Source organism: Amorphoplanes digitatis (assembly GCF_014205335.1).
In the GTDB taxonomy this organism is placed as follows: domain Bacteria; phylum Actinomycetota; class Actinomycetes; order Mycobacteriales; family Micromonosporaceae; genus Actinoplanes; species Actinoplanes digitatus.
The window spans coordinates 234,783-247,888 of the sequence record NZ_JACHNH010000001.1; the positions used below are offsets into that span (position 1 = coordinate 234,783).

Below are 13,106 nucleotides of genomic sequence, written 5' to 3' on the forward strand. Positions count from 1 at the left end.
CCCGCCCGAGCCGATAGGGAGGAGCCGCGGGTGAGCCTGACCGACCTTTCCAGCGTGCTGTGGCGTTCGCGTGAACTGTTGGAACTGTTGCTGTTCAAGCTCGAGGAGGAGCAGCTCATCCTCGCCGCGGGCCGGAACCGCTGGTTGCCGCACGCCACCCGGGAGGTCGAGGTGGTGCTGGAGCAGATGCGGCAGACCGAGATCGCCCGCGCCGCCTACTCGCAGGATGTCGCGCTGGAGCTGGGCCTGTCGGCGGAGGCGTCGCTGGGCGAGCTGGCCGATGCGGCCCCGGCACCCTGGTCGGAACTGTTGCAGCAGCACCGCAAGGCGTTCCTGACGCTGACCTCCGAGATCAGCGGCATGGCGGGCGCCAACCGTGAGCTGCTCACCGCGGGCCAGCGGGCGACCCGCGACACGATGCTCGCGTTCGCGGGCAACGTGGAGACCTATGACCCGCAGGGCAAAACCGTATTCGGCGGCGCACGCCGTCCGAGCCTGGTAGATGAGGCGATCTGATGTCGAGTTCCTTTGGTTCCCTGAACACCGCACTGACCGGCCTTTACGCCAACCGGCGCGGGCTTGATGTCTCGGGCCAGAACATCGCGAACGCCAACACACAGGGATACTCCCGGCAGCGCGTGAACATGCAGTCGGTGGTCGGCGGGAGCTCGGCCGCCATGTACGCCCGCTCCGACGGTCTCGGCGACGGCGTCGAGGTGACGAGCGTGCAGCGGCTGCGCAACGAGTTCCTGGAGGAGCGCGGCCGCACCGAGCACGCCAGCAGCTCGTACCTGACCAACCAGGCGGCGATCTACAACTCGATCGAGGACGTCTTCGGTGAGCCGGGCGACACCGCGCTCCAGGCGCAGTTCCACGACATGTGGGGCGGCTGGGCCGACGTCGCGAACGCGCCGAACGACCCGGCGGCCCGCTCCGCGCTGTTGCAGCAGAGCGCGACGGTGGTGGACGGCCTGCACAACGCGTACGGCTCGCTGGCCTCGCACTGGAAGGACCTGCGCGGCGAGGCGGCCGCCTTCTCCGCCGAGGTCAACCAGACCGCGACGGCGATCGCCGACCTGAACAAGAGCATCGTGCTGGCCAAGGCGTCCGGCGCGACGGTCAACGAGCTGGAGGACCAGCGCGACCTGCACGTCATGCACCTGGCCGAGATGGTCGGCGCGACTGCCTCGAAGCGGCCCAACGGCGCGATGGACGTCTTCGTCGGCGGCGCCAACCTGGTCAGCGAGTTCAACACGCGCACCGTCGAGGTGAACGGTGCCGCGCGGCTCGAGGACCAGGCCGGCGACCCCGTGCAGCTGACGTGGAAGGACAACGGCACGACGGCGACCTCGGGCGGGCGGATGGGCGCGATGATCGACGCCCTCAGCACCGTCATCCCGGGCATGGCCACCAAGCTCGACGACGTGGCCAAGAAGCTCGCCGACACGGTCAACGCCGTGCACACCACGGCGTACGGCCTGGACGGGGTCGGCGGCCGGCCGTTCTTCTCCGGTGACAGCGCGAGCACCATCGCCGTCGCTCTCGACATGGACAAGCCGGAGCAGGTCGGCGCGGCACCGACCCCCGGCACCTTCGACGGGTCGGTCGCCGATCTGCTGTCGCGTACCGGCGAGCGTACCGACGGTCCGGACAAGGCCTACCAGAACATGATCGCCGATCTGGGCGTCGCCTCTCAGACCTCCGGCCGCCGTGCCGATATTCAGAGCAACATCGCCCTGCAGATCGACTCGGCCCGGGAAGCGGAGGCAGGCGTCAACCTCGACGAGGAGATGACGAACCTGCTGACGTTCCAGCGTGGGTACGAGGCGGCCTCCCGGGTCCTGACCACGATCGACTCGATGCTCGACCAGCTGATCAATCGCACCGGCCTGGTCGGAAGGTAGGTAGGACGACATGCAGTTGAGGGTCACCGAAGGCAGCATCACCACCCGGGTGCTTGCCAACCTGCAGCGCAACGTCGCCCGCAGCGCCAAGATCCAGGAGCATCTGTCCAGCGGCAAGCAGATCAACCGGCCGTCGGACTCGCCGACCGGCACGGTGTCGTCGATGCAGCTGCGCGGCGAGTCGCGGGTCAACGAGCAGTACTCCCGCAACGCCGACGACGGCCTGGGCTGGCTCGACACCGTCGACAACACGCTCACCCAGTCGCTGACCCAGCTGAACCGGGCGCGGGACCTGGCCATCCAGAGCCAGAGCGGTACCTCGACGCAGCAGTCGCGCGAGGCGCTGGCCGTGGAGATCGACAACATCCGGCAGTCGCTGATCGGCTCGGCGAACACCACGTACCTGGGCCGGCCGGTGTTCGGCGGCACCACGACGGGCAACGCGGCGTACGACAGCAGCGGCAACTATCTGGGCGACAACGGCGAGGTGCTGCGTACGGTGGGCAGCAACGCGCAGGTGCGGGTCGCCGAGGTGGGTCCGAACGTCTTCGGTACCGGCCCCGACCAGCTCTTCGCGGTGCTCGAGGGACTCTCGGCGAGCCTGCGCTCCAACGATGTGACGGCGCTGCGCGACGGTCAGGACAAGCTGGGTGACGCGAGCGCGCTCATCAAGCAGACGTTGTCGGACGTTGGTGCGCGTTACAACCGGGTGGAGAACATGCGCGAGACCGCGCTGGACCGGCTGGTGACGTTGAAGTCCCAGATCTCGGATGTCGAGGACATCGACCTGCCGCAGACGATCATGGAGATGCAGCTTCAGGAGACCGCATATCAGGCCGCGCTGTCCGCGACCGCCAAGGTTATCCAGCCGTCGCTCCTCGACTATCTGCGCTGAGTGACGTAAGGGTCGTCTGATGTCTTTGTGAACGGCCTGGTATTAGTGGTGAAGAAGGGATTGAAGGGCGGCCGCCGCCTTTCAATCCCTTCTTGCCGTGATCTGGCAAAACGCCGATTCCAGGTATTCGGAGATTCGATCCCGGTAGAGTGGGATTACGCAGACGAGGGACTTCACTGAGGGTCAAATGTTGTCTGTGGCATCGCGACTGTCCGATATCGACGATATCTCTCTGTAGCGTCGTATCAGGCCGCCTTGGCCGCCGGGGCCAGGGCGAACAGCCTTCGCTCATCGACTTCCTGAGGTGACCATGAGTACTAGCACCGCGTCCCGACTGATTGGGGCCACCATGACCGACGCCTGGCTGGACATGCCGACCATCGACATGGCCTCGCCGATGGCCGGATTCCCGGCGCACCGGCAGTTCGTGTTGGTCCGGCTGAACGAGCAGGGCCTGCTCTACGCGTTCACTTCCACCCAGGACCCGAACATCCGGTTCCTGGTGGCGCCGCCCGAGCCGTTCTTCCCGGACTACGCGCCGGAGATCGAGAACGACGTTCTCGCCGCCCTCAACACGAAGGACCCGGACCGGCTACTGGTCATGGTCGTCATCACCGCCGGGGTCGAGGAGACAACGGCCAACCTGCTCGCCCCGATCATCGTCGACCGCGACAGCCGCCGTGCCATGCAGGTCATCCTCCAGGACAGCGGCATGCCGGTCCGCGCGGTCATGCACCGCACTGCGTGACACCCGTCCGGCGCGGTCACCCGGCAACGACCGCTCTCGGCGGCTACGGTGCGTGAAGTCCTGTCCACGGATGGCGAAGGGCGGCCGCGATGCTGGTGCTGACCAGGAAAGCCGGCGAGAGCGTGATCATCGGCGATGACGTCATCGTGACCGTGCTGGAGGCACGGGGCGACCTCATCCGGATCGGGATCCAGGCTCCCCGCGATGTGCAGGTGCACCGCGAGGAGGTCTACCGGGAGCTACAGGCCGCCAACCGCGAGGCGGCGTCGCCGAACGAAGAGGCGGTACAGGCCCTGGCCGAGAGTCTCCGCCCGGCCGCGAAGCCGGACTGACGACGACGATTCGAGGATTTCGACAGGCCGGAGCCGGTTCCCGACAGGAAGCCGGCTCTCGGCCTGCTGATCGGCCAGAGGTGATGCGCGTGCCCGTATCAGTGATCGTCACCGCCGGCGGCACCACCGCCGACTTCCAGAACCTGCTGTCCGGGCTGCGGCCCACCCTCGGGCTGCGCGACGAGGTCGTCTGTGTGCTCCCACCGCAACGCCACGACCTGGCTGTCAAGGCCCGCACACAGCGCTGGCTGACGGTCGTCGACGAGACCCCGCCGGAGCACGCCGCCCGCTGGTCGGCCGGGCTGGCCGCCACCACCAACCCGGTGGTCGTGCTGCTCGACGGCGACACCGTCCTGACGCCGCACTGGCTGGAGCCGATCGCCGCGGCCTTCGACGACCCCACCGTCGTCGCCGCCGGGCCCCGGTGCCACCGCAGCCTCGGCCCGCAGCGGGTCAGGTTGCCGCCCGAGGCCGCGGCCGGCATCCCCGTCTTCAAGGCGTACGCCCGGCAGTGGCGCCAGGACCACCGCGGCCTGACCGACGTCGACCGGCTCGGCCCGGTCTGCGTCGCCGTCCGCCGCGAGGCCCTGGAGCGCGCCGGCGGGCCCACACTGGACATGCCGTACGCCGAACTGCGCGAGCAGGGCCGGCTAGTGCTCGTCGAGAGCGCGCTGATCGCCCACCTCGGCGGCAGGCAGTGCGCGCTGCGGCCGGCGCCGCCGGCGGACGCGCCGCTGCTGTCGGCGAGCCTCATCGTCAAGGACGAGGAGGCGGTGATCGCCACCTGCCTGAACGTGCTGCGCGCGGTGGCCGACGAGATCGTGGTCTACGACACCGGTTCCACCGACCGGACCCGGGAGATCGCCCGTGAGATGGGCGCCCGCGTCATCGACGGCTACTGGGACGACCACTTCGGCGACGCCCGCAACCGGTCCCTCGCACACTGCCGGGGCAGATGGGCGCTCACCGTCGACGCCGACGAGGTCGTCGGGGGCGACCCCAAGGCGCTGCGGCAGCAGCTCGAAACGGCCGGCCGTACGCTCGACGCGTTTCTGGTGCATGTGGACAGCCCGACCGGGGCCGGCAGCGTCTCGGTCTGGTCACCGCGCCTGTTCCGGGCCGCCGAATACCGTTACAGCGGCCGCCTGCACGAACAGGTCACCCACCGGATCACCGGCGAGGTTCCGCAGAACGAACGCACCGAGACGCTCTCACTGGCGCACTCCGGCTACCTCGGCGCCACCGTCGCGACAAAGGACAAGGTCCGGCGCAACCACCGGCTCGCCGCGCTTGCCAAGTCCGACGGGCCGGAGGCGCTCTACAACTTCGCCCGGGCGGAGCGCGACGCCGGCGACCCGGCCGGCGCCATCGACGCCTGCAGATCGGGTCTCGCCGCAAACCCCGAGGCCTTCATCCGGGTCGGCCTGCTCAGCATCCTGATCCGGTGCTGCGCGGAGACGGGCCGCTTCCCGGAGGCGAACGAGGCCCTCGCGGAGCTGCGCACGGCCGCCCGCGAGCAGGTGACGACCGACCAGTCGGAGATCGTCGTGCGCACCGCCGAGGGCAACCACGAGCGGGTGCTTGAGCTGCTCCGGGGCATACCCGAGAACGCCTTCAACGACCTTGGCGTCGAGGCCGGCCGCCGCAGGCTGAGGCCGTTCGAGATCATCAGCCTCAGGGCTACCGGCCGGCCGGCCGAGGCGGCCGAGCTGCTGCGGGCCGAGCTGCGCGCCGGGCGCCTGGTACTGCCGCTCGGTGACATCGCCAAGGTGCTGGAGGGCGCGGGTTCCGACGTGGCCGAGCTGGCCAGGCTGATCCCGGAGCATGCCGTCCGCGAGGTGCTGTACGCCACCCGGCCGGAGGCGCCGCCGCTCGCCGAGGCCGTCGTCGAGGCCCTCTGGGAACGCTTCCCCGGCGATCCCCAGCTCTTCGGCGTGGTGGTCTGGCTGGCCGGCCGGCTGCCGGTGAACAGCGCCATCCGATGGTCGGGCCGGATGCGCGAACAGGGGCTGGCGCGGTACTGCCCGCTGCTGGCCCTGGCGGCCGCCACCGACCGCTCCGCCCGGGATCGGGCGCTCGCCGCGGCCGCCGCGCTGGAGTTGTTCGGCGACCAGGCGGCGCTCCCCCCGCTCTCCGAGGCGCTGGCCCTGGTGCCCGACGACCAGAGCAGGGCGGTGCTCAAGGAGCTGCGGGCGCTCGCACCCGGGGTGGCGTCCGCGATCTCGTCGGTGTGACGTTCCTAAGTGGGCGGACCGGCCGGTGCGCCGAATCTCGCGAGGTAGTGCCAGACCCGTTTGAGGTCCTGTTGGTCGTGGTTCCCGCTGCGGGCGGCGTCGCCGATCAGCCGGGGTGTGAGGTGGCCGTCGTCGGCGAGCGCGGTGCCGAGGTCGACGTAGCGCGGGCCGCGGTAGCCGGGGTGCCGGTGCAGTTCGGCGACGGAGAGCCGAAATCCCGGGTGCCACTCGAGCGGGCAGGGTAGCCGCCGGGCGGCGGTCTCGACCTCGGTGTTCCGGTAGCTCGGGTCGAGGACCAGGGCCTCGACGTCGCGGTCGAGCCGGACGCCGCCGTGGACGTGCGCCTCGATGTAGTCGTCCAGTTCGTCCTGCCGATCGGCGGTGGCGAGGTCGATCAGGGACATCCGCTCGGCGACCGCGAAGGCGGTCGGCTCGAGAACGCTGTCCGGATAACAGAACGTCGCCCTGGCCAGGGCCGCCGCGGTCAGCCGCAGGTGCGCCGATCCGAAGCGGGGCGCCGCGCCGACGACCTTGTGGCGGAAGTTCAGCCCGCCGTAAACGGGTCGGACGTGGGCTGGCGCGTCGTCGTACGCGCCGCCGAACATGCTCTGCTCCCAGCGCCAGCGGTCGCCGCCGGGATGCGCGGTGAGCCCGCCGTTGCTGGTGCCGGTCGCGAACTGCGACAGGTAGCTCCCGTCGGTGGCGAGGGCCCGCAGGATCGGCCGGCCGGCGGCGACGCGGTCGGGATGGAAGTTGAGGCTGATCCGCAGGGATGCCTCGACCGGCCGGCCGGCGGCCCGTGCGGCGACGTGCCGCAGCGCCCGCCGGCAGCAGGGGTGCATGTCTCCGGCTCCGCTGCCCGTCAGATCCACGACGAGCATCATGCCGTGCGCCGGCTTCAGCCGATGTACAGGCCGCGGGCGCGCATGAAGGCGACCGGGTCGATAGCGTTCGCCCTCGTCGCGGGGCTGCCGGTGTGTACCTCGAAGTGCAGGTGCGGGCCGGAGGACGAGCCCGAGCTGCCCACGTACCCGAGGATCGTGCCGCGGGTGACGGTCTGGCCGACGGTCACGGCCGGGCGGCGCACCATGTGGCAGTACCGGGTCACGATGTCGCCCGGGTGCCGGACCTCGGCGTACCAGCCGCAGCCGGTCAGCGTGAGCTTGCCGTCGACGTCGCAGCTGCCCGCGGAGACGTTGCAGACGACCTTGATCACCTTGCCGGCGCTGGCCGCGCGGATCGGGGTGTTGCGGGTCGCGCCGAGGTCGACGCCGTCGTGCACCGGGCGGTCCGGGGGGCGGAAGCCGCTGACCAGGCCGGCGGTGACGGGAAGCATCCAGGAGCCGGTGACGGCCGGCATCGGCGCGGTCTTCCTGCACCTGGGTATCGGGAAGTTGCGGCGCCGGACGTACGCGTCGGAGATGTAGCTGTCGTCGGCGAGCCGGTCCCAGTAGCCGGTGTTCCGGACGGTGCCGCGGATGAATTCGCCGGCGACCCGGCAGACGATCGAGACGGTCGCGCCGTTCCTGAGGGTGCCGGTCTTGGCGCTGCTCGCGGACGGGCCGCTGCGCGTGTTGAGCGGGGTGCCCGCGGTGACCACCCGGCCGGTGCCGGCGATCCTGGTGACGGCGGCCGCGGCGGGTAGGGCGCCGAGCGTGCCGGCGGCGGTGAGCAGGGCTGCGGCGATGCGAATATGTCGGCGTTTCACGCGTGGTCCCTTCGAACGGGTTGCGTCAAAACAAGGGGTTCGGCCCCGGGCGCACGGATCCGGCTGAAGGATGGTCCTGAGTCGCTGCGGCGCGATCATGGACCGCCGGAGCAGAGGTCCGCAGGGGCAATGCTGGCTTTCGGGGGGACACACGTGTCGCGATTGATGGAACTGGGGATCGCCAAGCGGCTGGGCGTTATCGTGGCCGTCGGCGCGCTGGGTATCGCCGGAATGTGGTACATCGCGGTGACCGGCCAGAACAAGGTCGTGGACCAGGCCGACACGGTGCGCCGGCTGGAGGCCGGCCTCGGTGCGCTGAACCACCTGGACACCCGGCAGAGTGAGCTGAAGGTCGACGCCTATCGCGCCGCCCTCGGCCAGGACGTCACCCAGGACGTCGCCGACGACGTCGCCTCGGCCGACGAGGCCGCGGACGCGGTCGAGGCGGTCGGCATGCCCGGTGACCTGCCCGCCGAGTTCGCGCAGATCCGGCCGGCCGTGGACAGCTTCGGCGCCTTCATCGCGGACTTCGTCGCGCAGGCCGGCGCCGGCGGCGCCGCCGCGCACGCGAACATCGCCCAGATCGCCGAGCGGAACAGCGCGGTGGACGACCAGCTCGGCGCCCTCAACGAGAAGGTCGTCGCGGCCGTCAAGCAGGAGCGTGCCGACATGGACAGCGCCGTGCGGGCCACGACCTGGGCCGCCCGGATCGTCGGCATCGTCGCGATGGTGTTGCTCATCGGGCTGGCCGTGCCGCTGGCGCGATCGATTCTGGGCCCGGTGCGGCGGCTCGGCGAGGTCATCGAAGCCCTGGCGGCCGGCGATCTCACCCGGCGCAGCGGCATCACCAGCCGCGACGAGATCGGCCGCATGGCGGTCGGGCTGGACAGCGCCCTGTCCGCGATCCACCACTCGCTCAGCACGATCGAACAGAACGCCGAGACGCTCGCCAGTTCCGCCACCGAGCTCTCGGCGGTTGCCGCACAGATCGCCGACTCGGCTCAGCACACCGATGCGCGGATGACCTCGGCGTCCAGCGAGGCCGAGGAGATCTCCCGCAACGTGCAGACCGTCGCGGCCGGGTCGGAGGAGATGGGCCTGAGCATCCGGGAGATCTCCCGCAGCACCAGCGAGGCCGCCGAGATCGCCGCGGCCGCGGTCGCCGAGGCCGCACGCGCGACCGAGACCGTCCGCCTGCTGGGCGAGTCGTCCGCGGAGATCGGCAACGTGATCAAGCTGATCACCTCCATCGCCGAGCAGACGAACCTGCTCGCCCTGAACGCGACGATCGAGGCCGCCCGGGCCGGCGACGCGGGCAAGGGCTTCGCCGTGGTCGCCTCCGAGGTCAAGGACCTGGCGCAGGAGACCGCCCGGGCGACCGAGGACATCGGCTCGCGGGTGAGCGCGATCCAGCACGACACCGGCGGCGCGGTGGAGGTGATCGGCCGGATCAGTGAGGTTATCGCGAAGATCAACGAGTTCCAGACGGCGATCGCGAGCGCGGTCGAGGAGCAGACCGCGACGACGGCCGAGATGAGCCGCAGCATCAGCGAGGTGGCCTCGGGCAGCAGCCGGATCGCGGAGAACATCACCGACGTCTCCGCCGCCAGCTCGACCGCGGTGCACGGCGTCACGCAGAGCCGGCAGGCCAGCGACGAGGTGGCGCGTACCGCGGAGGAGCTGCGCACCCTGGTCGGCGCGTTCAAGCTCTGAGCACGGCGCACCCTGACTGCACCTGGCGCGGCCCCCGTCGACAACGCCGGGGCAGCACCGTATTCCAGGACGAGATGGGCTCGTCATACGGACGTGTCTCGGGAGTCTTCGTGGTTGCAGAACACGAATCGGTCATGAACGGCACCACCCTTGCCGCGCCCGTCGCCGCCCTCGACCTGCGGACCGACGCGCACGTGCACACCGGTTTCGCCGCGGGCCGGGACAGCGTCGGCGTCGTGGTCTCGGCCGCCGACAAGGCCGGGCTGACGACTGTCACGTTCGCCGATCAGGTGGGGCCGGAGACGGCCTGGCTGCCCGCGTACGCGGACACCATCCGCCGCGCCCGCCTGCGCACCGAGCTCAGCCTGCGGGTCGGCGCCGAGGTCGAGGTCGTCCAGCCCGACGGCTGGCTGGCCTGGCCGGCCGATCTCGGGCATCTCGAGGTGGTGTCGGTGTCGGTGTCCCGGCTGCCGCTGGCCGAGGGCCTGATCGCGCCCCGCGACGTGCGGGCCATGATCGCCGCCGGGCGGCTCACCCCGGACCAGGTCGCCGAGGCCACCGTCGCCGCGACGATCAAGGGCATAGAGCGTGCCTCCCGGTACGCGCCGACGCAGCTGGCCCGCCCGCTGAGCCTGCTGGCCCAGGTCGGCATCGACGACGCCGTGCTGACCCCGGAGCTCGTGGACGCGCTCGCCGCCGCCTGCCGGCTCACCGGAACCGCGGTCGAGATCAGCGAGGCGTGGCGCAGCCCGGCGCCCCGGCTGGTGGCCATGCTGCGTGAGGCGAATGTGGCCCTGTTGGCGGCGAGTGACGCCCGATACGCGGGCGAGGTCGGCCGCTGGCAGTACCTGCGCCGGGTCTGATCCGAAATCAAACGCGTAGCGTAATCACATACGTACTCTCGGTCATGCCAGCACTTCAGCATGGGAGAGATGCCATGAGTATGGTCCAGCAGGCCGTCGAGATCGGTGCCCCGCTGCACACGGTGTACCAACAACTCGAGGCATTCGAGAACTATCCGCAATTCATGACCGGTGTGCAGCAGGTGACCCGGATCGGCAACGATCAGACGCATTGGGTCATGGAGGTCGAGGGTCACCGCCGGGAGTTCGACGCACAGATCACCGAGTGCACCCTGGACGAAAGGGTCTCCTGGACGACCACCGAGGGGCCGATGCTCGCGGAGACGATCACCCTGCGGCCGATGGGTGAGATGCGCACACAGATCGTCGCGCAGCTCGAGGCCGACGTCGCGTACCTGATGCCCAGCGACCGGCACGGCCAGGCGTCGCTGAGCCGTCAGCTCAAGTCCGACCTGAATACCTTCAAGAGCCTGATCGAGGCCGGCTGGCCCGCCGCCGCCGACCTGGGTGCCAGCTCGAAGGACCTTTCCGGAATGGGCGGCAAGATGCTCGACCCGGCCTCGCCGGCCTCGGTCGCGACCCGCGCTCGCGGCGGCCGCCCGCAGCCCGGCGCCGGCTGGGGCACCAGCGCCGGCGGGTTCAGCAACGCGGAGCGCGGCACCGACGTCGACATCACCTCGGCGCCCGGCATCAGCAGCGCCGCCGACCTCGACGACGTGCTCGCACCCGGCCGCCGCATCGGCGGCACCCTCTCGATGAGCGGCGGCGCGGCGGGTGGCGCGGCGCCGATGGGCGGCAAGGCCATGAGCGCCCGCGACGGCCGCACCGACGGGGCCGTCAACGAGGAGGAGCGCGGCAGTTCCCAGGACTGGTAGCGGTCAGAGGGACGCCGACTCGAGAGTCACGATCAGTTCCGCGCCGTGGGGCTCGGCCCGCTCATAGCGGACCGAGCCCCCGTTCGCTTCCACGAGGTGGCGCACGATGAAGAGCCCGAGCCCGGCGCCGCGCATGAACCGGTCGAACAGGTGCGGGATCAGCTCCTCCGGGATGCCGTCGCCGCTGTCGCGCACCGTCAGCACGACGGACTCGGCGTGCCGCTCGGCGCGGACCTCCAGCGGCGGCTCGCCGTACTGGATCGCGTTGCTGAGCAGGTTGCGCACCACGTGCCAGAGGTGCTGCCGGTCGGCCAGCGAGGAGACGTCGTCGTCGATGACGATCTCCACGCCGTCCGCGCAGCCCAGCTCCTCGACGACCGAGGTGACGACGTCGAGCACCGGCACCGGGGTGCGCCGCGCGGTGACCGTGCCGGTGTCCAGCCGGAAGAGCAGTTGCAGGTCGTTCATCATCTTGATGAGCCGATGGGTGTTTTTGTCGATCTTCGTCGCCAGCTCGAGGCGGATGTCCTCACCCAGCTCGGACCAGTCCGCGGAGAGCAGCTCGGAGAGGCTGGCGATCGAGCTGATCGGCTGCGCGACGTCGTGGGTCAGCATCGACGTCAGGTCGTTCTTGAAGGCCAGCGCCGCCTCCAGCCGGCTGTTCGACTCGCGCAGCCGCTCGTTGCTGCGCTCCAGCTCGGCGGCGCGTTCGCTCAGCCTGTCCTCGGCGCGCTTGCGGTCGGCGATGTCGACGTAGGTCGCCACGTACGCCCGGGCACGCCCGTCGGCGTCCGGGATCGCCGCCATGGTGGCCAGCACCGGGATGTCGGTGCCGTCGGCGTGCCGCACCACCCAGTCCCCGGTGCCGGCGGGCGGGACCTCGGCCGGTTCCGGGCCGGGCGGCCGGGTGTTGCCGGTCAGCTCCCGCCAGCGCCGGTTCACGTCGATCACCCGGTGGTTGGCGTCGAGGACCATCACCGCCTCGTTCATCGACTGGAGCAGCGTGTCGGCGAACTCCCGGCGTTCCCGCAGCTCCGCGACGAGCTCGCGCTGCTGGCGGTCGGCGCTCTCGAGCGAGCGCACCAGCAGGGCGATCAGGGCCAGCACGGCGAGGGCGGCGAGGGTCACGCCGATGCTGATCGCGCCCGCCGGGCTTCTGATCCCGGTACGGACCGCGAACGCGCTGATCAGGGCGGCCACGACCGGCAGGGCGATGAGCACGGGCAGCGTGTGCCGGATCTTGCTGCCGGCCCCCGCGGCCGCGCCGGTGCGCAGCGGGCCCGCCTCCGGGCGGGCCAGGATGGCGCCGACGGCCAGGGCGAGCAGTGTGCCGCCGTGGTAGGGCGCCATGACGCTGTCCGGTCCGCCGCCGCCCGGGAACGTCGGCGCGAACATCCGCGGGACCATGGCGACCAGGGCGATGATCGCGGTGCCGGCCAGCAGCGGGTCGGCGACCCGGAACCGGGTCTGCACGCCGGAGCGCCGGAACCGGATGTCGATGCAGGCCAGGGCCAGGCCGGCGAGCATGGTGGCGACCCCGGCGGCCGGGTGGCGCTCCAGGGTGGCGCCGCCGAGCGCCGCGGCGAGGAGCGCGAGCAGGTAGCCGGCGCCGCGCAGCGCCGGTCCGCCGCGTTCCGGAGCGAGCAGGACGAGAGCGAGCCCGGCGGCCACGAGTGCGGCCGCCGGGCTCGACGTCAGTACGTTCTCTCCCGCGGGCACCGGCGAGGTCGACAGGCTGAAGACGCCGGCGACGACCACCGTGATCCCGGCGCACCCGGCGAAGATCCGGGACAGCCTGCCCACGTCGAGCGCCGCGATCTGCACCGGTGGAACC

General features: G+C 70.9%; 12 protein-coding genes. 9 read left to right on the forward strand and 3 right to left on the reverse strand.

What is annotated here, in order from left to right; translation table 11 throughout:
- The first annotated feature begins 30 nt into the window (after positions 1-30).
- The 6 genes from flgN (at position 31) to BJ971_RS01140 (ending at position 6,113) form a co-directional block, all read left to right on the forward strand.
- Positions 31-516, forward strand: a complete 486-nt coding sequence (flgN, locus tag BJ971_RS01115) for a flagellar export chaperone FlgN (protein WP_184988650.1) — start codon at positions 31-33, stop codon at positions 514-516.
- Positions 516-1,904 (forward strand): flagellar hook-associated protein FlgK, encoded by a 1,389-nt coding sequence (flgK, locus tag BJ971_RS01120; protein ID WP_184988653.1) that lies wholly within the window; start codon positions 516-518, stop codon positions 1,902-1,904. The genes flgN and flgK overlap by 1 nt, the downstream gene beginning before the upstream one ends.
- 10 nt (positions 1,905-1,914) lie before the next feature.
- Complete coding sequence (gene flgL, locus BJ971_RS01125; protein ID WP_184988656.1) at positions 1,915-2,799, forward strand: flagellar hook-associated protein FlgL; 885 nt, start codon at positions 1,915-1,917, stop codon at positions 2,797-2,799.
- Between the two features lie 349 nt (positions 2,800-3,148).
- The gene (gene fliW, locus BJ971_RS01130) at positions 3,149-3,547 is read left to right on the forward strand and encodes a flagellar assembly protein FliW (protein WP_184988659.1); all 399 of its coding nucleotides are present in this window, start codon (positions 3,149-3,151) and stop codon (positions 3,545-3,547) included.
- Positions 3,548-3,636: 89 nt separating this feature from the next.
- Positions 3,637-3,879, forward strand: a complete 243-nt coding sequence (gene csrA, locus BJ971_RS01135; RefSeq protein WP_184988662.1) for a carbon storage regulator CsrA — start codon at positions 3,637-3,639, stop codon at positions 3,877-3,879.
- 89 nt (positions 3,880-3,968) lie between these two features.
- A complete protein-coding gene (locus BJ971_RS01140; protein ID WP_184988665.1) occupies positions 3,969-6,113 on the forward strand; it encodes a glycosyltransferase in 2,145 nt (714 codons plus the stop codon).
- Positions 6,114-6,118: 5 nt separating this feature from the next.
- On the opposite strand, the gene BJ971_RS01145 is transcribed toward BJ971_RS01140, so the two are convergent.
- Together BJ971_RS01145 and BJ971_RS01150 are read right to left on the reverse strand one after the other, a co-directional pair.
- Complete coding sequence (locus BJ971_RS01145; protein ID WP_184998556.1) at positions 6,119-6,955, reverse strand: DUF3626 domain-containing protein; 837 nt, start codon at positions 6,953-6,955, stop codon at positions 6,119-6,121.
- Between the two features lie 56 nt (positions 6,956-7,011).
- Entirely contained in the window at positions 7,012-7,821 is an 810-nt protein-coding gene (locus BJ971_RS01150; protein WP_239087704.1) for a peptidoglycan DD-metalloendopeptidase family protein, read from the reverse strand.
- Between the two features lie 153 nt (positions 7,822-7,974).
- Here BJ971_RS01150 and BJ971_RS01155 point away from each other — a divergent pair, with 153 nt between their 5' ends.
- The 3 genes from BJ971_RS01155 (at position 7,975) to BJ971_RS01165 (ending at position 11,272) form a co-directional block, all read left to right on the forward strand.
- Positions 7,975-9,534 carry a methyl-accepting chemotaxis protein gene (locus BJ971_RS01155; protein ID WP_184988671.1) on the forward strand — a complete coding sequence of 520 codons (1,560 nt, stop codon included), beginning with the start codon at positions 7,975-7,977 and terminating at the stop codon, positions 9,532-9,534.
- A gap of 134 nt (positions 9,535-9,668) precedes the next feature.
- Positions 9,669-10,397 (forward strand): hydrolase, encoded by a 729-nt coding sequence (locus BJ971_RS01160; protein ID WP_184988674.1) that lies wholly within the window; start codon positions 9,669-9,671, stop codon positions 10,395-10,397.
- A gap of 74 nt (positions 10,398-10,471) precedes the next feature.
- The gene (locus BJ971_RS01165) at positions 10,472-11,272 is read left to right on the forward strand and encodes an SRPBCC family protein (RefSeq protein ID WP_239087705.1); all 801 of its coding nucleotides are present in this window, start codon (positions 10,472-10,474) and stop codon (positions 11,270-11,272) included.
- Between the two features lie 3 nt (positions 11,273-11,275).
- Here the strand turns inward: BJ971_RS01165 and BJ971_RS01170 are convergent, their stop codons facing one another.
- Positions 11,276-13,096 (reverse strand): sensor histidine kinase, encoded by a 1,821-nt coding sequence (locus BJ971_RS01170; RefSeq protein ID WP_184988677.1) that lies wholly within the window; start codon positions 13,094-13,096, stop codon positions 11,276-11,278.
- Positions 13,097-13,106 lie beyond the last annotated feature (10 nt).